Annotated in this window: 19 protein-coding genes; 15 read left to right on the forward strand and 4 right to left on the reverse strand. The window is 71.9% G+C overall.

All coding sequences use genetic code 11. The features are described 5' to 3' along the window. The first annotated feature begins 233 nt into the window (after positions 1–233). From ABZU99_RS32270 to ABZU99_RS32315, 10 genes are all read left to right on the forward strand, one after another. Entirely contained in the window at positions 234–1,169 is a 936-nt protein-coding gene (locus tag ABZU99_RS32270; RefSeq protein ID WP_355945506.1) for a DUF2520 domain-containing protein, read from the forward strand. Then, positions 1,166–2,152 carry a pantoate--beta-alanine ligase gene (gene panC / locus ABZU99_RS32275; RefSeq protein WP_355945509.1) on the forward strand — a complete coding sequence of 329 codons (987 nt, stop codon included), beginning with the start codon at positions 1,166–1,168 and terminating at the stop codon, positions 2,150–2,152. The genes ABZU99_RS32270 and panC overlap by 4 nt, the downstream gene beginning before the upstream one ends. Further along, positions 2,149–3,885, forward strand: a complete 1,737-nt coding sequence (locus ABZU99_RS32280; protein WP_356049616.1) for an L-aspartate oxidase — start codon at positions 2,149–2,151, stop codon at positions 3,883–3,885. Before panC ends, ABZU99_RS32280 begins: the two co-directional genes overlap by 4 nt. Next, positions 3,882–4,925, forward strand: a complete 1,044-nt coding sequence (gene nadC, locus ABZU99_RS32285) for a carboxylating nicotinate-nucleotide diphosphorylase (protein WP_355945514.1) — start codon at positions 3,882–3,884, stop codon at positions 4,923–4,925. The genes ABZU99_RS32280 and nadC overlap by 4 nt, the downstream gene beginning before the upstream one ends. Before the next feature lie 92 nt (positions 4,926–5,017). Beyond that, complete coding sequence (locus tag ABZU99_RS32290; protein WP_355945516.1) at positions 5,018–5,815, forward strand: type III pantothenate kinase; 798 nt, start codon at positions 5,018–5,020, stop codon at positions 5,813–5,815. 384 nt (positions 5,816–6,199) lie between these two features. Continuing rightward, positions 6,200–6,979 carry a hypothetical protein gene (locus tag ABZU99_RS32295; protein WP_355945519.1) on the forward strand — a complete coding sequence of 260 codons (780 nt, stop codon included), beginning with the start codon at positions 6,200–6,202 and terminating at the stop codon, positions 6,977–6,979. Between the two features lie 51 nt (positions 6,980–7,030). Beyond that, the gene (locus ABZU99_RS32300; RefSeq protein WP_355945522.1) at positions 7,031–7,210 is read left to right on the forward strand and encodes a hypothetical protein; all 180 of its coding nucleotides are present in this window, start codon (positions 7,031–7,033) and stop codon (positions 7,208–7,210) included. Positions 7,211–7,322: 112 nt separating this feature from the next. After that, on the forward strand, positions 7,323–7,718 hold the full coding sequence (locus tag ABZU99_RS32305) for a BlaI/MecI/CopY family transcriptional regulator (protein ID WP_355945524.1): 396 nt from the start codon (positions 7,323–7,325) through the stop codon (positions 7,716–7,718). A gap of 22 nt (positions 7,719–7,740) precedes the next feature. Beyond that, positions 7,741–8,262, forward strand: coding sequence for an amino-acid N-acetyltransferase (locus tag ABZU99_RS32310; RefSeq protein ID WP_355945527.1), 522 nt, complete (start codon positions 7,741–7,743; stop codon positions 8,260–8,262). A 220-nt stretch (positions 8,263–8,482) separates the two neighbouring features. Beyond that, entirely contained in the window at positions 8,483–8,818 is a 336-nt protein-coding gene (locus ABZU99_RS32315) for an Lsr2 family protein (RefSeq protein ID WP_355945529.1), read from the forward strand. On the opposite strand, the gene ABZU99_RS32320 is transcribed toward ABZU99_RS32315, so the two are convergent. Further along, complete coding sequence (locus tag ABZU99_RS32320) at positions 8,757–9,404, reverse strand: SCO3374 family protein (RefSeq protein ID WP_356049612.1); 648 nt, start codon at positions 9,402–9,404, stop codon at positions 8,757–8,759. The genes ABZU99_RS32315 and ABZU99_RS32320 overlap by 62 nt on opposite strands. Positions 9,405–9,866: 462 nt before the next feature. Here ABZU99_RS32320 and ABZU99_RS32325 point away from each other — a divergent pair, with 462 nt between their 5' ends. Beyond that, a complete protein-coding gene (locus ABZU99_RS32325; protein WP_355945535.1) occupies positions 9,867–12,392 on the forward strand; it encodes an ATP-dependent Clp protease ATP-binding subunit in 2,526 nt (841 codons plus the stop codon). A gap of 369 nt (positions 12,393–12,761) precedes the next feature. On the opposite strand, the gene ABZU99_RS32330 is transcribed toward ABZU99_RS32325, so the two are convergent. Next, positions 12,762–15,242, reverse strand: a complete 2,481-nt coding sequence (locus ABZU99_RS32330; protein ID WP_356049610.1) for an NACHT domain-containing protein — start codon at positions 15,240–15,242, stop codon at positions 12,762–12,764. Between the two features lie 181 nt (positions 15,243–15,423). Continuing rightward, positions 15,424–17,241 (reverse strand): bifunctional metallophosphatase/5'-nucleotidase, encoded by a 1,818-nt coding sequence (locus ABZU99_RS32335; RefSeq protein ID WP_355945541.1) that lies wholly within the window; start codon positions 17,239–17,241, stop codon positions 15,424–15,426. A 189-nt stretch (positions 17,242–17,430) separates the two neighbouring features. Here ABZU99_RS32335 and mshD point away from each other — a divergent pair, with 189 nt between their 5' ends. From mshD to ABZU99_RS32355, 4 genes are all read left to right on the forward strand, one after another. After that, positions 17,431–18,363: a mycothiol synthase gene (gene mshD, locus ABZU99_RS32340; RefSeq protein WP_355945544.1), complete on the forward strand. Its 933-nt coding sequence runs from the start codon at positions 17,431–17,433 to the stop codon at positions 18,361–18,363. Positions 18,364–18,625: 262 nt separating this feature from the next. After that, the gene (locus ABZU99_RS32345; protein WP_356049607.1) at positions 18,626–20,872 is read left to right on the forward strand and encodes an RNA degradosome polyphosphate kinase; all 2,247 of its coding nucleotides are present in this window, start codon (positions 18,626–18,628) and stop codon (positions 20,870–20,872) included. Positions 20,873–20,960: 88 nt separating this feature from the next. Continuing rightward, positions 20,961–22,655 (forward strand): CHAD domain-containing protein, encoded by a 1,695-nt coding sequence (locus tag ABZU99_RS32350; RefSeq protein ID WP_356049605.1) that lies wholly within the window; start codon positions 20,961–20,963, stop codon positions 22,653–22,655. Between the two features lie 92 nt (positions 22,656–22,747). Further along, entirely contained in the window at positions 22,748–23,212 is a 465-nt protein-coding gene (locus ABZU99_RS32355; protein ID WP_356049603.1) for an NUDIX hydrolase, read from the forward strand. Between the two features lie 130 nt (positions 23,213–23,342). Here the strand turns inward: ABZU99_RS32355 and ABZU99_RS32360 are convergent, their stop codons facing one another. Next, positions 23,343–24,383, reverse strand: coding sequence for an aldo/keto reductase (locus tag ABZU99_RS32360; protein ID WP_355945556.1), 1,041 nt, complete (start codon positions 24,381–24,383; stop codon positions 23,343–23,345). Positions 24,384–24,488: the final 105 nt, after the last annotated feature.

Genomic DNA, 24,488 nt, shown 5'->3' on the forward strand with positions numbered 1-24,488 from the left:
CGGGGAGTCATCCACAGGTGCGCTTCGAGCCGTGCCATGCCGCGCGCCTGCGGGACTGCGCGTCCCGCTCCGTATCGTCCGCCATGGGCCGATGATTGTCGTACGGGCGTACGCCTGGCCACGGAGTCATCCACAGGCGTGGGACGCCACGGGGGTCCCTTCGAAACACTCGCGTAGCATGGCGGGGAATCGTCCGGTACCCCCTGAGGACTGGAACGGAAGGCCGCTGTCGCGTGAACGCACATCCACTTCCCGAGCCGCAGGACCGACCTGCCCGGCTCACCGTCGGTGTCGTCGGCGCCGGCCGTGTCGGCCCCGCGCTCGCCGCCTCGCTGCGGCTGGCCGGGCACCGCCCCGTCGCGGCCTCCGGCGTCTCCGACGCCTCGTTGCGCCGGGCCGCCGCCCTGCTCCCCGAAGTCCCCGTCGTCCCGCCCGCCGAGGTGCTGGCCCGCGCCGAGCTGGTGCTGCTCACCGTCCCGGACGACGCCCTGCCCGAACTGGTCAGCGGCCTCGCGGAGACCGGTGCGGTGCGCCCCGGCCAGCTGCTGGTGCATACCTCGGGCCGCTATGGCATCAGCGTGCTGGAGCCCGCCCTGCGGGCCGGCGGGCTGCCGCTCGCGCTGCACCCCGTGATGACCTTCACCGGCACCTCGGTCGACGTCCAGCGGCTGGCGGGTTGCTCCTTCGGCGTCACGGCCCCCGAGGAGCTGCGGCTGGCGGCCGAGGCGCTGGTCATCGAGATGGGCGGCGAGCCCGAGTGGGTCGACGAGGAGGCCCGCCCGCTCTACCACGCGGCCCTCGCCATCGGCTCCAACCACCTCACCACCCTGGTCGCCCAGTCCATGGAGCTGCTGCGCGAGGCCGGGGTCGAGGCCCCCGACCGGATGCTCGGCCCGCTGCTCGGCGCCGCGCTGGACAACGCGCTGCGCAGCGGCGACGCCGCGCTGACCGGCCCGGTCGCCCGCGGTGACGCGGGCACGGTCGCCGCGCATGTCGCCGAGTTGCGGCGGCGCGCGCCGCAGGCCGTCGCCGGATATCTGGCGATGGCCCGTATGACGGCGGACCGGGCGCTCGCGCACGGGCTGCTCAAGCCGGAGCTCGCGGAGGACCTGCTGGGCGTGCTCTCGGATGTCTCCGACGCACGGGGCAGGGGAGGGACGGGTACATGAGTCCGAAGCTGTGGACCAAGGCGGGCCCGGGCGAGCCGGATGTGGAGCTGTTCCGGAGCCGCGCCGAGTTCGACACCGCGCTCGCGCACTTCGCCGTGGCGGGGCGTACGGCGGTCGTCATGACGATGGGCGCGCTGCACGACGGGCACGCGTCGCTCATCCGCGCCGCCCGCGGCCGGGTCGGCGCCAAGGGCCTGGTGACCGTCACGGTTTTTGTGAACCCGCTGCAGTTCGGCCCGGGCGAGGACCTCGACCGCTATCCGCGCACGCTCGACGCCGACCTCGAGGTCGCGGCCGAGGCGGGCGCCGACATCGTTTTCGCCCCGTCGGCCGAGGAGGTGTACCCGGGCGGCGAGCCGCGGATCCGGCTGACCGCCGGGCCCATGGGTGAGGGGTACGAGGGGGCGTCCCGGCCGGGCCACTTCGACGGGATGCTCACCGTCGTCGCCAAGCTGCTCCATCTCACTCGCCCGGACGTCGCCTTCTTCGGCGAGAAGGACGCACAGCAGCTGGCGCTGATCCGGCGCATGGTGCGCGATCTGAACTTCCCGGTGGAGGTCGTCGGGGTCCCCACCGTCCGGGAGGGCGACGGGCTCGCCCTCTCCAGCCGTAACCGCTACCTGTCGGCGCCGGAGCGGGCCACCGCGCTGGCCCTGTCCCGGGCGTTGTTCGCGGGGCGCGACGCGGGGCTGCTCGCGGCCCGGGCCACCGGGTCCGCCGAGCCCGCCGCCCCGCAGGGGCAGGACGGGCTGATACGGGTCGCCTCCCCGGAGGCGGTGCGGTCCGCGGCGCGTGCGGTGCTCGCCGAGGCGGCCCTCCTCGAACCCCGGCTCACCCTCGACTATCTGGGCCTGATCGACCCGGACGACTTCACCGAGGTCCGCGACGACCACACCGGTGAGGCGGTTCTCGCCGTCGCCGCCAAGGTCGGCGCCACCCGCCTGATAGACAACACCCGACTGTGGTTCGGAGCCGCCCGATGACGCGCCGACCGACCGAGGCGGCTTCCGCCACCGCCCTGCGCGCCCCCGCCCCCGGCTGGGCCCTCACCGCCGATGTGGTGGTCGTCGGCTCCGGCGTCGCGGGCCTGACCGTCGCGCTGCGCTGCGCCGCCGCCGGGGCGAAGGTCACCGTGGTCACCAAGGCGCGGCTCGACGACGGCTCCACGCGCTGGGCCCAGGGCGGGATAGCCGCCGCCCTCGGCGAGGGCGACACCCCCGGGCAGCACCTGGACGACACGCTGGTGGCGGGCGTCGGGCTCTGCGACGAGCAGGCCGTACGGACGCTGGTCACCGAGGGCCCCGACGCCGTGCGCCGGCTCATCGCCACCGGCGCCCGCTTCGACGCCGACGACACCACCGGCGAGATCCTGCTGACCCGCGAGGGCGGCCACCACCGACGCCGGATCGCACACGCGGGCGGCGACGCGACCGGTGCGGAGATCTCGCGCGCCCTGGTCGAGGCGGTGCGCGCGGCCGGGATCGACACCGTGGAGAACGCGCTCGTCCTGGACCTGCTGAAGGACGCGTCCGGCCGGGCGTCCGGCGTCACCCTGCACGTCATGGGCGAGGGCCAGCACGACGGCGTGGGCGCGGTGCGCGCGGACGCGGTCGTCCTCGCGACCGGCGGCATGGGCCAGGTCTTCTCCGCGACCACCAACCCCGCCGTCTCGACGGGGGACGGCGTGGCGCTCGCGCTGCGCGCGGGGGCGGAGGTCAGCGACATCGAATTCGTCCAGTTCCACCCGACGGTGCTGTGGCTCGGCCCGGAGGCGGAGGGCCAGCAGCCGCTGGTCTCCGAGGCGGTGCGGGGCGAGGGGGCGTATCTCGTCGACGCGGACGGCGTGCGCTTCATGCGAGGGCAGCACGAACTGGCCGAGCTGGCGCCCCGCGACATCGTCGCCAAGGGCATCATGCGGCGGATGCAGGAGCAGGGCGCCGAGCACATGTATCTGGACGCCCGCCACTTCGGGGCGCGGATGTGGGAGCAGCGCTTCCCGACGATCCTCGCCGCCTGCCGTGCGCACGGCATCGACCCGGTGACCGAGCCCATCCCGGTCGCCCCCGCCGCGCACTACGCGAGCGGTGGCGTCCGCACCGATCTGCACGGCCGTACGACGGTCCCCGGTCTCTACGCGTGCGGCGAGGTCGCCTGCACCGGCGTCCACGGCGCCAACCGCCTGGCCTCCAACTCCCTTCTGGAGGGCCTGGTCTTCGCGGAGCGCATCGCCGACGACATCACCGCCCGCCCGCTCCCGGAGGCGACGCCGACACCGGCGCCCCCGGCCGGCGGGCCGCTGCTGGCCCCCGAGGCCCGCTACGCCATCCAGCGGATCATGACCGGCGGCGCCGGGGTGCTGCGGTCCGCCGAGAGCCTGGCCCGCGCCGCCGCCGAGCTCGACACCGTGCGGTACGACGCCGTGGAAGCGCTGCGGCGGGACGGCAAGACCGCCGAGCCCGGGGTCGACACCTGGGAGGCGACCAACCTCCTCCTCGTGGCCCGGGTCCTGGTCGCCGCCGCGCTCCGCCGGGAGGAGACCCGCGGCTGCCACTGGCGCGAGGACCGCCCCGACCGCGACGACACCGGATGGCGCCGTCATCTGCTGACCACCCTGCGCCCCGACGGCTCCCTCGACATCCGTACGACGGACTCCGAAGCGTTTTCCTCACCCTCACCTCAGCCCACCCCCCGACCCGAGACGGAGCCGCGCCCGTGAGCACCACCTCCGAGGACCGCAGTCAGCCAGTGGACCTTCCGCTGCTGCAGATCGGCAGCTACCCCGGCGAGGGGGCGGGCTGCGGTGACGCATGCGGCTGCGGCGACGCCGACGACGACGGCGCGTACGGGCTCGATCCGATGGAGTGCGGCCTCGACCCTGATCTCGCCCAGCTGCTGGCCGATGCCGGGCTCGACCCCGTCCAGGTCGAGGACATCGCGCATATGGCGATCGAGGAGGATCTCGACCAGGGCGTGGACGTCACGACCGTGGCCACCGTTCCCGAGGACGCCTTCGCCACCGGCGACTTCACGGCCCGTGAGGCGGGCACCGTCGCCGGGCTGCGGATCGCCGAGGCGATCCTGTCCGTCGTCTGCACCGACGAGTTCGAGGTCGAGCGGCACGTCGAGGACGGCGACCGGGTCGTCGCCGGGCAGAAGCTGCTCAGCGTCCGCACCCGCACCCGCGATCTGCTCACCGGCGAGCGCAGCGCGCTCAACCTGCTGTGCCGCCTCTCCGGTATCGCGACCGCGGCCCGCGCCTGGGCGGACGCCCTGGAGGGTACGGCGACGAGGGTCCGCGACACTCGTAAGACCACCCCGGGACTGCGCGCGCTGGAGAAGTACGCGGTGCGCTGCGGCGGCGGTGTCAACCACCGCATGTCGCTGTCGGACGCCGCGCTCGTCAAGGACAACCATGTGGTCGCGGCGGGCGGCGTGGCGGAGGCGTTCCGCGCGGTGCGCGCCGAGTTCCCGGATGTGCCGATCGAGGTGGAGGTCGACACGCTCGAGCAGATTCCGCCGGTTCTCGAGGCGGGCGCGGATCTGATCCTGCTGGACAACTTCACCCCGGAGCTGACCCGGAAGGCGGTGGAGCTGGTCTCGGGGCGCGCCGCCCTGGAGTCCTCGGGCCGGCTCACGCTCGCAAACGCCCGTACGTACGCCGAGACGGGCGTCGACTACCTGGCGGTCGGCGCGCTCACCCACTCCTCCCCGATCCTGGACATCGGCCTGGACCTGCGCGAGGCCGAGGTGAGCTGACCGATGCCGCTGACCATCGCGCCGCCCGTCGCCCCACCCACCACCCCAGGGCTCGGCCGCTGCGGCAAGCCCGGCCGGAAGCGGTGTGGCCCATGCTGCTGACCATCGACGTGGGCAATACCCATACCGTCCTGGGCCTGTTCGACGGTGACGAGATCGTCGAGCACTGGCGGATCTCCACCGACGCCCGCCGCACCGCCGATGAACTGGCCGTGCTGCTGCAGGGTCTGATGGGGACGCACCCGCTGCTCGGCGACGAGCTGGGCGACGGCATCGAGGGCATCTCGATCTGCGCCACCGTCCCCTCCGTCCTGCACGAGCTGCGCGAGGTGACCCGCCGTTATTACGGCGATGTGCCCTCGGTGCTGGTCGAGCCGGGCGTGAAGACGGGTGTGCCGATCCTGATGGACAACCCGAAGGAGGTCGGCGCGGACCGGATCATCAACGCGCTGGCCGCCGTCGAGCTCTATGAAGGCCCCTGCGTGGTCGTCGACTTCGGCACCGCGACGACCTTCGACGCGGTCAGCTCGCGCGGTGAGTACGTGGGCGGGGTGATCGCGCCGGGCATAGAGATCTCGGTCGAGGCACTCGGCGTGCGCGGCGCCCAACTGCGCAAGATCGAGCTGGCCCGGCCGCGCTGTGTGATCGGGAAGAACACCGTGGAGGCCATGCAGTCCGGCATCCTCTACGGCTTCGCGGGCCAGGTCGACGGGATCGTCCAGCGCATGGCGCGCGAACTCGCGCAGGACCCGGAGGACGTCACGGTCATCGCCACCGGCGGGCTGGCCCCCATGGTACTGGGGGAGTCCTCGGTGATCGACGAGCATGAGCCCTGGCTGACACTGATCGGCCTCCGGCTGGTGTACGAGCGGAACGTCGCGCGCGGCTGAGCGCCGCCCCCCGGCCTGCCCTCCGGGCGGGCCGGCGGGAAACCCCGGGATTCGGAATTCCGCACCCCGTTCCGTAGCGGATCGACGAATTCGCCATGGGTGTGCCGGCTCTCGGCCATCGGCCGCGCGGCGGTCAAGAAACACAACTCTTCGAATTCCGTATTGAGCAGGAGGAACGCGAGCGGTTCCCGATCCATCTCCCAGCGCGGTCCGCCGCGTCTGTGCCGGGAGCCGGGTCTGCCGGGAGCCGGCCCGAGCGCGCCCGGCGGTCCGCGGCCCCGGGGGAGCGGGGCAGGGGACGGCGAGGGCGGCGCCGTCGGCCGCAACGCGCCGCACCGTCCGACGCTCAGCGAAATTTGTCCGCTTAGCACTTAAAGTCGCTCCATGCCCACGCCATATGGATCCCGCGGCGGAATGGCGTTCAGTGCGGATGAGCTGCGTGTGCTCCGACGCGCCCTCGCCATCGCCCTCCAACCCGACCCCGTCACTCCCTCTGCCGGCCCCCTCGGCCCGGACCGGGCGGAGGAGGTCCAGGACTGTCTCCGGCTCGCCGAGGCGGTGGACGAAGCGGTCCGCGAGGGCGGGCGGCTGCGAGCGTTCCTGCTCGACGAGCTCGCCCGCTACCGCGCCGCCCTCCCCGGCGCCGCCGTCGGCTATCTCGAGCAGCTCCAGGGCGCCCTCGCGGCCGGTTACGAGCCGCTCCCGGAGGACCTGGCCGCACTCCGCACGCTCTGCGCGTCCGCCGCAGGCGGCGGCGAGGCGGTGCGCCGGCGCGCGCTGCTGAGCCACTGCGAGCGCCTCGCCGAGCGGGGCGTGCGCACCCGGCTCGCGGAGCGCGCAGGCATCACCCCACCGCACCGCTCACGCCCCGCTGCGGCCCGGCTGCACGCCCTGCCGGGCGGTGCGGCAGTCACCCGGAGGGCCGAGGAGCGGGCCGGGGAGTGCAGGGACGAGGATCCGAAGCCGGAGCCGGGCAAGAAGCCGCCGGCGCCCGAGCGCGAGGAGCCGAAGCGGGGGGAGCCGGGCCGTGGGCCGCGCCCCGGCCGACCGGTGCCGACGCCGGCGGAGGTCTTCCCGCCCAAGCGCCGCCGCCCCGCGCCGCCGCAGGACCACGGCGCCCGGATCAGCCCTCTCGCCCCCGACGCGGGGGCGCGTACCGCCTGAATCCGTGCGCCGCGTAATCTGGGGATCTCGACCATAAGGAGGCCGAAAGCCATGGATTACGTCTCCGCGCTGGTCCCGCCCGTCGTGATGGCCGTGGCCTTCATCGCGTTGATCGTGACGATAGTGAAGAGCCAGGGCGGCGCCAACAAGGCCAAGGAGGACGCCGCGGTGGACGCGGCGCTCGCCCGCGCCGAGGCGGCCCGCCAAGCGGCCCCGCGCGACGCGCCCTGATCGCGCACCGTCCTTCACCGCACGTCCCGGGATGCGCCGCATCCCGGGACGTGCTGCTTTTCGCCGGATGAATGTCCCGACATTCGGGACATCTACCACTATTATTCACGGTGTGCCCCGGCCATTGGGAGAGCTCGAAGACGCGGTCATGACGCGGGTGTGGAAGTGGAACCGCCCGGTCACGGTCCGGGAAGTCCTGGAAGACCTTCAGCGGGAACGCTCGATCGCCTACACCACCGTCATGACCGTAATGGACAACCTCCATCACAAGGGCTGGCTCCGCAGGGAGGTGGAAGGCCGCGCCTATCGATATGCGGCGGTCTCCACACGCGCCGCCTACTCGGCCGCACTGATGAACGAGGCGTGGTCGGCCAGTGACAACCCGGCAGCCGCCCTCGTCGCCTTCTTCGGGATGATGTCCGAAGAGCAGCGGGACGCGTTGCGGGATGCCATGCGGGTCGCACAAGTCGGCGAGCCCGGCGAGAGCCCCGGTGAGTCGAGGCGATGACCCGGGACGATAGCGTCCGGTCATGCCATCCCCACTATCAAAAGTAGTCACCGTCCGCCGTGCCCGGACCGGCGATGTGCGGGCGGTGCGCCGGCTCATCGACTCCTACGTGGGCGATCGCATCCTGCTCGACAAAGCCACCGTGACGCTTTACGAGGACATCCAGGAGTTCTGGGTCGCGGAGCGGGACGAGGACGCGGAGGTCATTGGCTGCGGGGCACTCCATGTCATGTGGGAAGACCTCGCGGAGGTTCGTACTCTCGCAGTCCATCCGGCCCACAAGGGCAGTGGTGTAGGCCACCTCCTGCTCGACAAGCTGTTGCAGACAGCGCGCTGGCTGGGCGTGCGGCGCATTTTCTGCCTCACCTTCGAAGTCGACTTCTTCACCAAGCACGGCTTCGTGGAGATCGGCGAGACCCCGGTCGACGGCGATGTCTACAGCGAGCTCCTGCGTTCCTATGACGAGGGCGTCGCCGAGTTCCTGGGTCTCGAACGGGTGAAGCCGAACACCCTTGGCAACAGCCGGATGCTTCTGCAACTGTGATCGCGGGCCCTATGTCCGAATCGCTCCCCTATCACATAGCTCCGGAACATCGCCTTCCAACAGGCTTCCCGCTTGGTCGATCGGTCGAACCTTCCCGGGGGGTTTGTGTTTTTCCGGGAAAAGCGGTTTGCTATTCCCTCGTAGTGTAATTACCTGGGGGGTGAGACATCAGCGGCTAACGCCGCGCCCTCAACCCCCCGTTTTCCCTGAAAGGAACCCCATGGCACAGAAGGTTCAGGTCCTTCTTGTCGACGACCTCGACGGCGGCGAGGCGGACGAGACCGTGACGTTCGCGCTGGACGGCAAGAGCTACGAGATCGACCTCACCACTGCCAACGCGGACAAGCTCCGGGATGCCCTGGAGCCGTACACCAAGGGTGGCCGTCGCACGGGTGGCCGGGCCTCCGGTGGTCGTGGCAAGGCGCGCGCTGCGGCGGGCGGCAGCCAGGACACCGCGAAGATCCGCGCCTGGGCGAAGGAGAACGGCTACGAGGTCAACGACCGCGGCCGTGTTCCGGCGACCGTTCGTGAGGCATACGAGAAGGCCAACGGCTGAGCGCGTCACCCTTCCCGGCTCGCCGCTGTCCGGGCAGCGACCGGGCGCGCAGCAACTGGGCCCGGTGGCACTCCGTGGCCGCCGCGGCCACGAGCCGCACGAGATCGGGGGCGCCCCCATCGCCCCCGAAGCCTGTCACCGGCAGCATCCCCACCCCGCTCCCCGGCTCGGGAGGTCGCAGCCATACGGCGGCCTCCTGCGGGCCCCGCACTCCGGGCGCGGCGGCGGACGGCCGGGTGGAGACAGGGCACGGGGCGGTGATCCGGCCGCCGACGCCGATCGCGGTCAGACCCAGGGGCACGCCGCCCCACTCCAGCCAGTCGAGCAGCCCCGGCAGCTCGTCGGCGCCGCCAGGGGCCACCAGGAGCCGCATCCAGGGCCCCTCCACCGCGACCGGACCGGTCCGCGGTACCCGGCGCAGCGTTGCGAAACCGGCGACGGCCGGTAGTTCGATGACGTCGAAGGCCACCCCCGTGAGCAGTTCGATGGGATCACTGCCGGCCGTCGGCCAGCCCAGCTCCCGCTCGTACCAGCGTGACCGGGCGGCCGGTGTGGACCGCCTCGCGCCGTGGGCACTGGAGATCATGCCCGGAGAACCTCCCACCTCCCCTCGGAGTTACGGTCCGTGTGCCGATGTGTGCACTCCGTGCCGATCAGGGGTGGTGCAGGGGTGGTGAACGGGCGCAAGGTTGTTCGCCCGTAGCGGATGGAACCGGCCCACGCGGCATGGACCGTCTCTCCTGGCGGGTAAGACATCCCTAGTGGGAGGGGCGGTCCGCATGTCGACAGCAAGCGACGTTCGCCATCGGCGTAGTGACGGTGGGCGTAGAGGCTTGGCCTGCGGGAACATCGTCTCGCACCATCGGGTTGAGACAGTTGTCAGCCGTTCGGGCAGGAGGCCAGTCTTTGTTTGCCCCGCGCTAGCGGGGGGTCATCCGGACGGTGTCGGCAGTTGGAGTGAGCTGTCCCGGGTTGCGGGACTAGCATGCGGAAGGACAGGGAGGGGATCGTCCCCGATCTTTCTGACCGCTCTGAGGAGCGATTAACGATGTTCGAGAGGTTCACCGACCGCGCGCGGCGGGTTGTCGTCCTGGCTCAGGAAGAAGCCCGGATGCTCAACCACAACTACATCGGCACCGAGCACATCCTCCTGGGGCTGATCCACGAGGGTGAGGGTGTCGCCGCTAAGGCCCTGGAGAGCCTCGGGATTTCGCTCGAGGCGGTCCGCCAGCAGGTGGAGGAGATCATCGGGCAGGGCCAGCAGGCCCCGTCCGGGCACATCCCCTTCACCCCCCGTGCCAAGAAGGTGCTGGAGCTGTCGCTCCGCGAGGCCCTTCAGCTCGGTCACAACTACATCGGTACGGAGCACATCCTGCTCGGCCTGATCCGCGAGGGCGAGGGCGTCGCCGCCCAGGTCCTCGTGAAGCTGGGCGCCGATCTGAACCGGGTGCGGCAGCAGGTCATCCAGCTGCTCTCCGGCTACCAGGGCAAGGAGGCCGCCACCGCCGGCGGCCCGGCGGAGGGCACTCCCTCCACCTCGCTCGTCCTGGACCAGTTCGGCCGCAACCTCACGCAGGCCGCCCGCGAATCCAAGCTCGACCCGGTCATCGGGCGCGAGAAGGAGATCGAGCGGGTCATGCAGGTGCTGTCCCGCCGTACCAAGAACAACCCGGTCCTCATCGGCGAGCCCGGCGTCGGCAAGACGGCGGTCGTCGAGGGCCTGGCTCAGGCCATCGTCAAGGGCGAGGTGCCCGAGACCCTCAAGGACAAGCACCTCTACACCCTGGACCTGGGTGCCCTGGTCGCGGGCTCCCGCTACCGCGGTGACTTCGAGGAGCGCCTGAAGAAGGTGCTCAAGGAGATCCGCACCCGCGGCGACATCATCCTGTTCATCGACGAGCTCCACACCCTGGTGGGTGCGGGCGCCGCCGAGGGCGCGATCGACGCCGCGAGCATCCTCAAGCCCATGCTGGCGCGAGGCGAGCTGCAGACCATCGGCGCGACGACCCTCGACGAGTACCGCAAGTACCTGGAGAAGGACGCGGCCCTGGAGCGCCGCTTCCAGCCCATCCAGGTCGCCGAGCCGTCGCTGCCCCACACCATCGAGATCCTCAAGGGCCTGCGGGACCGTTACGAGGCGCACCACCGCGTCTCCATCACGGACTCGGCCCTGGTCGCGGCCGCCACCCTGGCCGACCGCTACATCTCGGACCGCTTCCTGCCGGACAAGGCGATCGACCTGATCGACGAGGCCGGCTCCCGGATGCGGATCCGCCGGATGACCGCGCCGCCGGACCTGCGCGAATTCGACGAGAAGATCGCCGATGTGCGCCGGGAGAAGGAGTCCGCGATCGACTCGCAGGACTTCGAGATGGCCGCGGGCCTGCGCGACAAGGAGAAGCAGCTCCTGGCCGCCAAGGCGAAGCGGGAGAAGGAGTGGAAGGCCGGCGACATGGACGTCGTCGCCGAGGTCGACGAGGAGCTGATCGCCGAGGTCCTGGCCACGGCCACGGGCATCCCGGTCTTCAAGCTCACCGAGGAGGAGTCCTCCCGGCTGCTGCGCATGGAGGACGAGCTGCACAAGCGCGTCATCGGCCAGAAGGACGCCATCAGGGCGCTCTCCCAGGCCATCCGGCGTACGCGTGCGGGCCTCAAGGACCCCAAGCGCCCCGGCGGCTCCTTCATCTTCGCGGGTCCGTCCGGTGTCGGTAAGACCGAGCTCAGCAAGACCCTCGCCGAGTTCCTCTTCGGCGACGAGGACGCGATGATCTCGCTCGACATGTCGGAGTTCAGTGAGAAGCACACCGTCTCGCGGCTCTTCGGCTCCCCGCCCGGATACGTGGGCTACGAGGAGGGCGGCCAGCTCACCGAGAAGGTGCGCCGCAAGCCGTTCTCCGTGGTCCTCTTCGACGAGGTCGAGAAGGCCCACCCGGACATCTTCAACTCGCTGCTGCAGATCCTGGAGGACGGTCGTCTGACCGACTCCCAGGGCCGGGTCGTGGACTTCAAGAACACGGTGATCATCATGACCACCAACCTCGGCACCCGGGACATCTCCAAGGGCTTCAACCTGGGCTTCGCCGCCCAGGGCGATGTGAAGACCGGCTACGAGCGGATGAAGAACAAGGTCAACGAGGAGCTCAAGCAGCACTTCCGGCCCGAGTTCCTGAACCGTGTCGACGACACCGTCGTCTTCCACCAGCTCACCGAGGAAGACATCATCCAGATCGTCGACCTCATGATCACCAAGGTGGACGAGCGGCTCAAGGACCGCGACATGGGCATCGAGCTCAGCGGCGAGGCCAAGAAGCTGCTCGCCAAGAAGGGCTACGACCCGGTCCTGGGCGCCCGGCCGCTGCGCCGGACCATCCAGCGCGAGGTCGAGGACATCCTCTCGGAGAAGATCCTCTTCGGCGAGCTGCGTCCGGGCCACATCGTGGTCGTGGACACCGAGGGTGAGGGTGAGGAGAAGAAGTTCACCTTCCGTGGCGAGGAGAAGTCGGCGCTGCCCGACACCCCGCCGATCGAGTCCGCCGCCGGCGGCGCGGGCCCGAACCTCAGCAAGGAGGCATAAGCGCGGCGAGAGCCCCGCTGGGGGCCGCCCCGGACCGTACGGTCCGGGGCGGCCCCTTTTGTCCGCCCGGGGGTCGGGCCACCCGGCCCCCGGGCCCTGGGCGTCTGCGGCCGGGCCGCCCGGCCCCGGGGCTCGGGCGGCATTCCGTGTCCGAGGCGTCGGCTGCCGCGCTTGTGGGCGTCTGCGGCCGGGCCGCCCGGCCCCGGGGCTCGGGCGGCACTCCGTGCCCGAGGCACCGGCTGCCGCGCTTCTGGGCGCCTGCGGCCGGGGGCCGTGGCCGTCGGGGTCCTCCGGGCCGCCCAGGGCCCAGGGTGAGCCCCACGGGTTCCCCAGGTCCCCGGGGCCGCCGGAGGGGAGCTCCAGGGGCGCTCAGGCGGGTGTCACGATGACCTGGATGCCCTCCGGGACCCCGGTCACCTCCGCGTTGCGGGGGCTCAGCCTCAGGGTCTGGAGGTGGGGGAAGGCGCTCAGCCAGCTGAGGTCGCGGCGCTCGCCGAGGTCGTAGGCGAGCCACAGGTCGGTCAGGCGGTCGGCGACCAGACCTTCGGTGAGCTGGTGCGAGGTGAAGGCACCCGCGATCCGTACGCAGGGGCGGCCGCCGAGCCGGCGCAGGGCTTGTAGCTCGTCCGGGTTCGACACCGGAAAGTCGAGTTCGTGTTCATCGAGATGGGCGATGATTTCCTCGGCGTAGCGGTCGGTGTCATAACGGCGCCAGGCACCGGCCAGCTGCGAGCGGACCGCCCATGCGGTGCGGTCCCGGAGACGGGCCAGATAGTCGATGGCGCGGTCGTCGGCGATGGAGCCGGCGGTGACGGCCAGCCGGTGGGCTTCCTCATCGGATACGCCCGCGGGATCGGGCAGCATTTCCAGGGCGATAGGCCCGATCCAGCCGAGGGCCCGGGCGGCTTCCAGGGTGGTCGGGCGGACCAGATCGCGGGTATAGCGGTGCACCCGGGAACGTACCTCGGGGTCCAGCTCCGTCGCGTGTTCCAGACAGGCGGCCGCGAGCAGTTTGCGATGGCGGGCATGGACCGGCCGGGTGTCTTTACGGGCGGCCAGCAGCCCCTCCAGGAGGTAGGCGCATTCATCGGGGCGGGCGAGCGCGACGGACATTCTGATCACTTCTTCCCAGTCGTCCAGGTGTGCGTGGTCGATCAGGAAGTCGAAATCGTGCCGTTCCACGACAGCTCTGGCACTCAGATAGTCCTGGAACGTTCGGTGCACGAAATCGACCGAACCGGGTGCGGGCTCGCGCAATAGACCGGTTCGGTTGAGCAGATGCCGGTAGATCTCCTCGGGTCCGCCCTGCCACGCCGCGTGCGGAATGGCCGGAAGATGACGGGCGAGGGTCTCGAGCGCGGTGGCGCGGTCCATTTCGGACCGGCCGTTGAGGAGCATCCAGTGCGCGAGCTTCTGCAGCAGCCGGATCTTCGGTTCCTGGGGAAGGTCGATTCCATCCGGCGACAGCATGGCGCGCTCGCGGTCGCGCCGTTCGAGCAGCATGGAAAGGGCAGCGTCATAGAGGGCTTTCCGGCCCCGCGGCAGATAGCCCCGGCGGTCCCGGTGCAGCGCGCAGATGAGGCCGCACATCAGCGGATTGGTGGCCAGCCGCCCCAGGTCCCGGGTTATCCGCACGGCATCCAGCAGCGTTTCCTCGTATCCGTCCAGCCGGTCGAGATCCGTGCCGCCCGCTCCGTCCTGGCGGGCCGCGGTGTGCCAGCGCCGAATGAATGCGGTGACGCCCTCCCGGCTGAGCGGGGCCAGTTTCAGCTCGGCGAAGCGGTCGGCCGCCAGCCAGTTCTCCCGTACCGCCGAGGGGCGGGAGGTGACCAGCCAGACATTTCCGGGATAGCGCGCCGGGAGGTCGTGCAGCGCGTGCCGCAGTTGCTCCCGGTCCTCCTCGGGCGCCTCGTCGATTCCGTCGACCAGCAGCAGCCCACGCCCGTCGGACAGCACCCGCTCGGCCCAGCCGGGCGGCTGGGCGCCGGCCTGCGGGTGGCGGACGGCGGACAAAAAGGCGTCGGGCGCCGGAAATCCGTGGCGGCGGAATCTGCGCACCGGCAGCACGAACGGCACCCGCCCGCGCAGCCCCTCCAGTGGGGCCGGCAGAGCGCCGCGCGCCACGGATACCGCGAGCCACTGGACGAGGGTGGTCTTGCCCGACCCCGCCACTCCCCACAGCAGCACCCGGTCGCGTCCGGCGAGCGCCTGCTCGGCGGGGGCGGAGGGGCCCGTGTCGGTCTCGGTGTCCAGGCTGAGATACGCGGCGTCCAGGGGCCAGCTGTCGGGGGAGTGGGCCAGATCCATGCCGTAGATCGTCAGGTGGTCGTGGCCGGCCACGATGTCCCGGGCGTACCGCTCCTCGAACGCCGAGTCCACGGCGGCCGCGACGAACGCGGACCGCTCGGTGAGGAAGCGCAGGACATGCGGACAGACGGCCCGCAGCAGTGCGGAGTACAGCCGCGCGGCCTCCGCCCACAACTCCCGGTCCGCGTCCGGCGCCGCGACCGCCAGATGGCGCGCGAACCCCTCGGGTCCAAGCCGCACCGCCCGTAGGTCGTCCATGTCCACCGTGCCGAGCGCGTGCAGCGTCCGCGCCAGCGCGTCGGTGACCGCCTGCCGCTCCCCGGGCTGGGCCTCCCGCAGCGCCTCCTGCGCCAACGCCCCGGCCACCCGCGTCAGATCGCGCTCGGTCAGCGTGCGCCGGTCCCCCTGGAAGGACACCAGCGCCGAGATCCGCACCGGGCGGTCCCCCGGCGGCGCCCCGGGCCCCTCCGCCGTGAAGAGCTGCGCGATCAGCGGCAGGACGACACCCGGCGCGAGCCGGGCACTGATGACTGCGGGATCCATGCGCCCCGGTCCCCCCGTGGCTGTATCGGCCGTTCCGAAGCCTCCAGGGTAGGGCGCGGCACGGGTCCGGCGCCGGGGTTCACAGGGGGCGGGCGGGGGCATGGCTTGGGCTGTACCCTGGCGCGCCGCGGCCCGGCTCCCCGCAAATGGGGCGCCGGGCCGCGGCGGTGCGCAGGGCGGGTCACTTCGTGATGGTGATGCGGTCCGCCTTCGGCGGGGCCAGGGGCGAGGACGCCGAGGAGTGGGCGCCCAGGTAGGCCGTGAACGCCTCCAGGTCGGAGGCGCCGACGAGCTTGTTCTTGCCGTCCTTGAAGACGGGGAAGCCGTCGCCGCCGCCCGCGAGGAACTCGTTCATCGCGACGCGGTAGGTCTTGGCCGGGTCGATGGGCTCACCGTTCAGCTTGACCGAGTCGGTGACGATGCGGTCCTTGCCGGACTTGGTGAGGTCGAGGGTGTAGGTGAACCCCCTGGAGACCTGGAGGATCTTCGGGCTGGCCTCGTTGGAGCCGCTGACCTGCTGCTGGAGCGCCGTGATGAGCTGGGTGCCGGTCAGGTCGACGACGTTCATCATGTTGGTGAAGGGCTGGACGGTGAAGGCCTCGCCGTAGGTGACGACCCCGTCCCCCTCGCTGCCCGACGCCTCGTAGGCGAGGTCGGACCGGATGCCACCGGGGTTCATCAGGGCGAGCTGGGCGCCGCCCTTGTCGGCGGGGGAGAGCGCTTCGAGCTGGCCGTCGGTGATGACGTCACCGAGCGGCGACTCGTACGCGCCGGAGCCGCGGCCGGGGATCTCGGCGGAGACGTAGCCGACGGGCTTGCTGGCGATGGGAGCGGCCAGCTTGTTCCAGCGGCCGATCAGCGAGGTCATGTCGGCGGCCTTGGGCTGGTCGCGGTTGACGACATGGTTCGCCGCGTGCGCGCCCTTCACGCTCGTCCGCACGATGTCGCCGGTGCGGCGGTCGTAGGTGAGCGTGGTGTCGGTGTAGAGACGGCCGAAGGAGGCGGCGGAGGTGACGGTGCGTGGGGTGCCGGACGGGTCCGGGATCGAGCACGCGTATGCCTGGTGGGTGTGGCCGGTCACCAGGGCGTCGACCGCCGGGGTGACGTGCTTGGCGATGTCGACGATGGGGCCGGAGATACCGTCGCCCGCGCCGGGGCTGTCGCAGTCGTAGTTGTACGAGGAGGAGGCGGGCAGCCCGCCCTCGTGGATGAGCGCGACGATCGACTTGACGCCCTTGCGCCGCAGCTCCTTGGCGTACTTGTTGATCGTCTCGACCTCGTCGTGGAACTTCAGGCCCTTGACGCCCTCGGCGGTGACGATGTCCGGGGTGCCCTCCAGCGTGACGCCGATGAAGCCGATCTTCACGCCCTTGTGCTGCCACACGGTGTAGGGCTTGAGCAGCGGCTTGCCGGTCTTCTCCGTGGTGACGTTCGCGGCCAGGTAGGGGAAGTCGGCGCCCTGGAAGGTCTTGCCCTTCTCGTAGCAGCCGTCCTTGGGGTGGCAGCCGCCGTTCTGCATCCGGGCGAGCTCGGTGGCTCCCTCGTCGAACTCGTGGTTGCCGACGGACGTCACATCGAGGTCGAGCTTGTTGAGCGCCTCGATGGTCGGCTCGTCGTGGAAGAGGCCGGACAGCAGCGGGCTCGCACCGATCATGTCGCCGCCGGCGGCGGTGACGGAGTACTCATGGCCCGCGCGGGCCTTGCGGAGGGAGGTGGCGAGGTATTCGACGCCGCCCGCCGGGACGGACTTGGTGGTGCCGTCCGCCTGGGTCTCGGTGACGTTGCCCGAGGAGCCCTGCGGGGGTTCCAGGTTTCCGTGCAGATCGTTGAAGGACAGCAGCTGCACATCGACGGTGCGGGCCGGCGTGTGCCGGGCCGAGGCGGCGGTGTCCGCGCCCGCCGGGTGCGCCCCGGACAGGATGCCGGCGGTGGCCGCCAGCGCCGCGGCGCCCGTGGCCAACCGGCGGGCCGTCCCGCGCCGTTGAGGTCTCGCTGGCATGTCGTCCCCTTTGTGCCCGTGGTGGTTGGTGGGCGGCAGCTTACGGTCAACGCGCGTAGCGATGCGGGGAGATGAGGTGACGAGCTGGTTACGGATGGAGGGCCAATGACCCGTAGGACGCCCATTCGGGGGGTATGTCCGGCCGCCGGGAACCGGGACGAGTCGGGGCCGAGTCGTAGGCTCGGCCCCATGAACGACGTGGTGAACGATCCGGCCGGGGCCCGCCGCCTCGAGGTCCTCGAGGAGCTGACGCCCGACGTGGGCCAGGAGGTTCTGCGGCTGATCGCGGAATCCGCGCGCACCGACGGGCAGCAGGCCGTGTCCGAGCAGGGGCGGCTACAGCTGCGGGGGCGGCGGCAGGGCGTACGCCATCTGGTGCTGCGCGAACCGAGCGGCGAGCTGGTCGGATACGCGCAGCTGGAGGACACCGACCCGGTCGAGGCCCCCGCTGCCGAGCTGGTCGTGCATCCGGCGCACCGCGGGCAGGGGCACGGCCGGGCGCTCGGGGTGATGCTGCTGAAGGAGTCCGGTAAGCGGCTGCGGGTGTGGGCGCACGGCGCCCACGCCTCCGCGCGCCATCTCGCGCAGGTCCTGGGGCTGACCCTGTTCCGCGAGCTGCGCCAGATGCGGCGGCCGCTCGGGTCGCTCGCGGAACTGGGGATCGACGAGCCCACCCTGCCGGAAGGGGTGACCGTACGGACCTTCCGGCCGGGGGAGGACGACGCCGCCTGGCTGGCCGCCAACGCCGCGGCCTTCGCCCACCACCCCGAACAGGGCTCGCTCACCCAGCGCGATCTGGACGACCGCATGGGGGAGGACTGGTTCGACCCCGAGGGGTTCTTCCTCGCCGAACGTGAGGGCGAGATCGTCGGCTTCCACTGGACGAAGGTGCACGCCGAGGAGGGGCTGGGCGAGGTGTATGTGGTGGGGGTGCGGCCGGGCGCCCAGGGCGGCGGGCTCGGCCGGGCGCTGACCGCGATCGGGCTGCGGCACCTGGCAGCCCAGGGGCTGCCGACCGCCATGCTCTATGTGGACGCCGACAACTTCGCCGCCGTCGCCGTCTACGATCGGCTCGGCTTCGCGACGCATGAGGCGGACCTGATGTACCGCACCGAGACCTGAGGCTCCCCGGGGTGAGGTGAATCCCGGGGGTCGGCGGCGGCAGGGACCGCCGGGACCGGGACCCGGCGGGACCGCCGGGACCCCTGCGGGATGGGTCCCGATTTCCTACGCGCCATGTCTCCGTTACCGGCGATTCAGACTCGGTTGCAAGCATCACTGAATGCAGTCCGCTGTGCCGAATTCGCCGAACCGGAGGCTCCGTGCCGCTCCCGCACCCGCTGCGGTCACGCCACATCGCGTCCCGGCGCGGAACAATGAGGTCATGAGCGATTCCAGCGGTCAGGCATCGGTGCCCCCGCAGCCCCAGCCTCAGCCCTCGGTCGGCTCGATCGCGGCCCACCGGCCGCACGCGGTCGCCGTCCCGCCGGTGCGGTCGCTGGACCCTGACCTCGACGCCGATCTGGACGCGTACGAGGACGGTTCCCTTCCGGACCTGGAGGGCGAGCTGCCCACGGGGCGGTTCCTGGACCGCGAGCGCAGCTGGCTGGCGTTCAACGAGCGGGTGCTGGAGCTCGCCGAGGACCCGGCGACCCCGCTGCTGGAGCGGGCGAACTTCCTCGCGATCTTCGCCAGCAATCTGGACGAGTTCTTCATGGTGCGGGTCGCGGGTCTCAAGCGGCGCATCGCGACCGGCGTCGCCACCCGCTCGGCCTCCGGGCTGCAGCCCCGTGAGGTGCTGGAGCTGATATGGACCCGGTCCCGGGAGCTCATGGCCCGGCACGCCGCCTGCTATCAGCAGGACGTCGCCCCGGCGCTCGCCGAGGAGGGCATCCATCTGATCCGCTGGGCGGATCTCACCGAGAAGGAACAGTCGCGCCTCTTCACCCTCTTCCGTCAGCAGATCTTCCCCGTGCTGACCCCGCTGGCGGTGGACCCGGCGCACCCCTTCCCCTATATCTCGGGGCTCTCGCTCAACCTCGCGGTCGTCGTGCGCAACCCGGTGAGCGGCCACGATCACTTCGCCCGGGTGAAGGTGCCGCCGCTGCTCTCGCGGTTCCTGGAGGCGTCGCCCGGGCGGTACGTGCCGCTGGAGGACGTGATCGCGGCGCATCTGGAGGAGCTGTTTCCCGGCATGGAGGTGCTCGCGCACCACATGTTCCGGGTGACCCGCAACGAGGACCTGGAGGTCGAGGAGGACGACGCGGAGAACCTCCTCCAGGCCCTCGAGAAGGAGCTGCTGCGGCGCCGCTTCGGGCCCCCGGTGCGGCTGGAGGTCGAGGAGTCCATCGACCCGTACGTCCTCGACCTGCTGGTGCGCGAGCTGAAGGTCTCCGACGCCGAGGTCTATCCGCTCCCCGGGCCGCTCGACCTGACCTCGCTGTTCGGCATAGCGGCGTCCGACCGGCCCGAGCTGAAGTACCCGAATTTCGTCGCGGGCACCCACCGCGATCTCGCCGAGGTGGAGTCCGCCTCCGCGCCCGACATCTTCGCCGCGCTGCGCGAGCGGGACGTCCTGCTGCACCATCCGTACGACTCCTTCTCCACCTCCGTCCAGGCGTTCCTGGAGCAGGCCGCCGCCGACCCGGACGTCCTCGCGATCAAGCAGACGCTCTACCGGACCTCCGGCAAGTCGCCGATCGTCGACGCGCTCATCGACGCCGCCGAGTCCGGCAAGCAGGTGCTGGTGCTCGTGGAGATCAAGGCCCGCTTCGACGAGCAGGCCAACATCAAGTGGGCGCGCAAGCTGGAGGAGGCCGGCTGCCATGTGGTCTACGGCCTGGTGGGCCTGAAGACCCACTGCAAGCTGTCGCTGGTGGTCCGCCAGGAGGGCGACACCCTGCGCCGCTACGCGCATGTCGGCACCGGCAACTACCACCCGAAGACCGCCCGGCTGTACGAGGACCTGGGCCTGCTGACGGCCGACCCGAAGGTCGGCGCGGACCTCTCCGATCTGTTCAACCGGCTCAGCGGCTACTCCCGGCGGGAGAACTACCGGCGGCTGCTGGTCGCCCCCAAGTCGCTGCGCGACGGCCTGATCACGCGGATCAACAAGGAGATCACGCACCATCGGGCGGGGCGCCCCGCCTCCATCCGGATCAAGGTCAACTCGATGGTCGACGAGGCCGTCATCGACGCCCTCTACCGAGCGGCGCGGGCCGGGGTGCCGGTCGATGTGTGGGTGCGCGGCATCTGCGCGCTGCGGCCGGGCGTCCCCGGGCTCTCGGAGAACATCCGGGTCCGCTCCATCCTGGGGCGGTTCCTTGAGCACTCGCGGGTCTTCGCCTTCGGAAACGGCGGCGAGCCGGAGGTCTGGATCGGCAGCGCCGACATGATGCACCGGAACCTGGACCGCCGGATAGAGGCGCTGGTACGGGTCACCGACCCCGCCCACCGCGCCGCGCTCAACCGTCTGCTGGAAACCGGCATGTCCGACTCCACCGCCTCCTGGCATCTGGGACCGGACGGCGAATGGACCCGGCACGCCACGGACGCGGACGGTCAGCCGCTGCGGAATGTTCAGGAGATGCTCATCGACGCCCGGAGGCGACGGCGTGGTTCAACGACATGACCTGCCGCTGGTCGGGATTACGGGGCCCGGGCAAACGCCCGGGACCCCGCCCCGCTCCGTCGCGCCGGGGCCCGGGGGGTACGACGACATGACGGAGCGCACGACCGAGCTGCTGCCGGACGTCCCGGCGGCGGTCCCGGCGACGGCCGGGGAGGTGCTGTCGGCCTATCTGCACGCCCACGCCGCGGACTTCCTGCGCAGCCTGCGGCTGCACCGCGAGAGCGGGTCCGACGTCGAGGAGGCGGCCGAGGCCGCCCGGCTGCTGCGCCGGGCCGCCCGGCGGATCAGCGGCGCGCTGTACGTCTACCGCCCGCTCACCGATACGGCCTGGTCCGACCAGCTCCGCGCCGAGCTGGCGTGGCTGTCGGGCACCCTGGCGCAGGAGCACGCGTACGCCGAGCGGCTGGCCCGGCTGCGCGGCGCCCTGCACCGGCTCTCGGGCGCGGGCGGCCCGCCGGACCGGCCGCCGCTGGGGGAGGTGGCGGCCGGTGAGGGCGCGGCGTCCACCGACCCGGCCGACGGTGGCGCGGACCCCCCGGGCCCTGCGAGCCCTACGAGCCCCGCGCGTGCCTCGCGCGGCGGGGTCACGGTCGGGATCGACGGCGAGGCGCCGGCCGGTCCGTCCGGCTCGTCCGGCTCGTCCGGCTCGACTGGCTCACCGGCTTCCACCAGCTCTTCCGGCTCGTCCGGTCCCGCCGGCTCGACTGGCTCACCGGCTTCCACCGGCTCGTCCGGCTCGACTGGCTCACCGGCTTCCACCAGCTCTTCCGGCTCGTCCGGTCCCGCCGGCGGTCCCGCCGCTCCCCGTTCCGCCCGCGCCGCGCGCCGCAGCGTCTCGCTCGCGCCCGGTGCGCCGGGCGCCGGAGCCGCGGACCCTGTCGGGGGGCAGGGTCCGCGGCCCGGTCCGGCGGACGCGAACAGCCGCGCCGAGGGCGCGCTCGACCAGGACGCGGCACCGGCCGGACGGCGGCGGGGCGACCGTTCCGGCCGCGGCGACAAGCACGGCACATCCGGGCCGTCCGGCGCGGCCCATCAGCGGGCCGACGCCGAGGAAGAGCCCCGGGGCGGGGCGCTGACCGTGGGGGCGGCCCGCGCCGGCGCGCTGCTGGAGCGCCGGCTCACCCTGGCCCGGACCCGCGCCCACACCGCCGCCCTGCAGGCGCTCGGCTCCTCCCGCTTCCACGCGGTCGCGGACACCGTGGCGCTGCTCGCCTCCGAGGTACCGCTCGACCACACCACCGCCGAGCGTCGCGCCGAGCAGGTGCTGCTCCCGCTCGCCGAGCTGGCCAACCGGCGGCTGATCGAGGCGGTCGAGGCGCTGCCGCTGGGCCGCGCCGGGCTTCCGTACAACGCGGAGGCGCTGGTCCACGGCCTCGCCGCGACCCCGGCGGCCGACGCCCCGCCCGCCAGCGAGCGGCAGGACGCGCCCTGGCATCAGGCGCGCCATCTGGTGCGGGCGCGGCGTTACGCCCTGGAGGTGCTGGAGCAGGGGCGGCAGCCGGGCGGAGCCGCCCCGGGCGGGCCCGGGCCGAACGGCCCCGGGCCGGGCGAGGCCGAGCCACCGCTGTCCGTACGGCTGCTGGCCGCCGCGCAGGCGCTGGATCGCCACCGCGACGCCGCCGAGGCGGCCGCCGCGGCGGCCTCCGCCGCCCGTACGCCGCGGATCGCCCCGGCGACGGCGTACGCGCTCGGGGTGCTGCACGCCGATCAGCGCCATGAGGTCGAGGCGGCCCGCTTCGCCTTCGGCCGGATCTGGCGTCGGCTGGCGGCAAGAGCCTCCTGACGGGGTGCCGGGGCACACGGCAACAGGGGCGAACACGGCAACCACAGGCGCGACCACGGGCAACAGTTGCGAGCGGGGAGGCGAGAGGGCGAATGGACCGGCGGAATTCCCACACCTCGGGCGGCGAGGGCGGCGGCGTGCCCGGCGGAACGGTCCTCGCGGCGGGCTGCGTGCTCTGGCGGCGCGCCCCGCGCGACGGCCGGCTGGAGATCGCCCTGGTCCACCGCCCCCGCTACGACGACTGGTCGCACCCCAAGGGCAAGCTGAAGCGCGGCGAGGACGCGCTGCACTGCGCGATCCGCGAGGTGGTGGAGGAGACCGGCATGGGCTGCGCGCCCGGCGCGGCGCTGCCCACCCTCCACTACGTCGCCAAGGGCCGCCCCAAGGTGGTCCACTACTGGGCGGCGGAGGCGATCGACGACGAACCCTTCGTCCCCAACCCCGAGGTCGACCGCCTCATCTGGCTGCCGCCGGCCGAGGCCCGGCTACGGCTGACCTACGAGCACGACCGCACGCTCATCGACGCCCTGCTGGAAGCGCTGCGCCCCCTGTCCTGAGCGGTTACGGCGAAGTCAAGTGCTGATCCTTCTCGGCGTCCAAGCCCTCGGCCACGCCGAACGGCGAGGATCAGCGGCGAACTTCACCGCATCCGCTTGGGCGCCCCCGGACAACACACCTGGGCCGCTGCTAGCCGCGCTGCGGGCCGCGGCGGCGCAGCGTCTTGTCGGCCAGCGAGGGCGGTGTGTAGTAGCTGTCCGCCCGGTTGAGGTCGGTGCCCGGCGGCACGATCTCGTCGATCCGGTCCAGGACGTCCTCGCTCAGCTCCACCTCGGCGCCCGCGAGCAGATCCTCCAGCTGTTCCATGGTGCGCGGACCGATGATCACCGAGGTGATGGCCGGATGGGCCCGTACGAAGGCGATCGCCAGGTGCGGCAGCGAGAGCCCGGCGTCGGAGGCCAGCTTGGACAGCTCGCTGACGGCTTCGAACTTGCGGGCGTTCTCCGGCAGCGTGGGGTCGAACTTGTTCTTCTCCAGCGCCGCCCGACCGCCCGTCAGGTCGACGTCCGACGCCTTGGTGTAGCGGCCCGAGAGCCAGCCCGCGGAGAGCGGGCCCCAGCTCAGCACGCCCATCCCGTACTTCCGCGCGGTCGGCAGGACCGCCGCCTCCACGCTGCGCGCCAGGATCGAGTACGGCGGCTGCTCGCTGCGGAACCGTACGTGGCCGCGCCGGTCGGAGACCCACTGGGCCTCCACGATCTGCTCGGCCGGGAAGGTGGAGGAGCCGACGGCCCGCACCTTGCCCGCCCGCACCAGATCGGACAGCACGGACAGCGTCTCGTCGATGTCCGTCGCCGGGTCCGGCCGGTGGATCTGGTAGAGGTCGATGTAGTCGGTGTCGAGGCGGCGCAGGCTGTTCTCTATCTCGCGGGTGATCCAGCGCCGTGAGTTGCCGCCGTGGTTGGGGTCGTCGCCCATCGAGCCATGGGCCTTGGTCGCCAGGACGACATCGTCGCGGCGCCCCTTGAGGGCCTTGCCGACGATCTCCTCCGACTCGCCCGCCGAATAGATGTCGGCGGTGTCGACGAAGTTGATGCCCGCGTCCAGGGCGCGGTGGATGATCCGCACCCCGTCTTCGTGGTCCGGATTGGCCCAGGCGCCGAACATCATCGCGCCCAGGGCGTATTCGCTGACCGAGATGCCGGTGCCGCCGAGGATCCTGCGCTTCATGGGATCGCGCCTCCGCTGTCGTGCGTATCGATGCGTGGCAGTGCGTTGTCAGTGCGGTGTCAGTGCGTTGTCAGTGCGTTCGGCAACAGCCTCCGTTCCGTCCGG

Source organism: Streptomyces sp. NPDC005266, assembly GCF_040607655.1.
Lineage (GTDB): Bacteria > Actinomycetota > Actinomycetes > Streptomycetales > Streptomycetaceae > Streptomyces.

Coding starts and splice junctions, on each gene's coding strand:
- panC (WP_355945509.1), top strand. CDS start 1,166: ATGAGTCCGAAGCTGTGGACCAAGGCGGGCCCGGGCGAGCCGGATGTG.
- ABZU99_RS32280 (WP_356049616.1), top strand. CDS start 2,149: ATGACGCGCCGACCGACCGAGGCGGCTTCCGCCACCGCCCTGCGCGCC.
- ABZU99_RS32290 (WP_355945516.1), top strand. CDS start 5,018: ATGCTGCTGACCATCGACGTGGGCAATACCCATACCGTCCTGGGCCTG.
- ABZU99_RS32295 (WP_355945519.1), top strand. CDS start 6,200: ATGCCCACGCCATATGGATCCCGCGGCGGAATGGCGTTCAGTGCGGAT.
- ABZU99_RS32300 (WP_355945522.1), top strand. CDS start 7,031: ATGGATTACGTCTCCGCGCTGGTCCCGCCCGTCGTGATGGCCGTGGCC.
- ABZU99_RS32310 (WP_355945527.1), top strand. CDS start 7,741: ATGCCATCCCCACTATCAAAAGTAGTCACCGTCCGCCGTGCCCGGACC.
- ABZU99_RS32315 (WP_355945529.1), top strand. CDS start 8,483: ATGGCACAGAAGGTTCAGGTCCTTCTTGTCGACGACCTCGACGGCGGC.
- ABZU99_RS32320 (WP_356049612.1), bottom strand. CDS start 9,404: ATGATCTCCAGTGCCCACGGCGCGAGGCGGTCCACACCGGCCGCCCGG.
- ABZU99_RS32325 (WP_355945535.1), top strand. CDS start 9,867: ATGTTCGAGAGGTTCACCGACCGCGCGCGGCGGGTTGTCGTCCTGGCT.
- ABZU99_RS32330 (WP_356049610.1), bottom strand. CDS start 15,242: ATGGATCCCGCAGTCATCAGTGCCCGGCTCGCGCCGGGTGTCGTCCTG.
- ABZU99_RS32335 (WP_355945541.1), bottom strand. CDS start 17,241: ATGCCAGCGAGACCTCAACGGCGCGGGACGGCCCGCCGGTTGGCCACG.
- mshD (WP_355945544.1), top strand. CDS start 17,431: ATGAACGACGTGGTGAACGATCCGGCCGGGGCCCGCCGCCTCGAGGTC.
- ABZU99_RS32345 (WP_356049607.1), top strand. CDS start 18,626: ATGAGCGATTCCAGCGGTCAGGCATCGGTGCCCCCGCAGCCCCAGCCT.
- ABZU99_RS32350 (WP_356049605.1), top strand. CDS start 20,961: ATGACGGAGCGCACGACCGAGCTGCTGCCGGACGTCCCGGCGGCGGTC.
- ABZU99_RS32355 (WP_356049603.1), top strand. CDS start 22,748: ATGGACCGGCGGAATTCCCACACCTCGGGCGGCGAGGGCGGCGGCGTG.
- ABZU99_RS32360 (WP_355945556.1), bottom strand. CDS start 24,383: ATGAAGCGCAGGATCCTCGGCGGCACCGGCATCTCGGTCAGCGAATAC.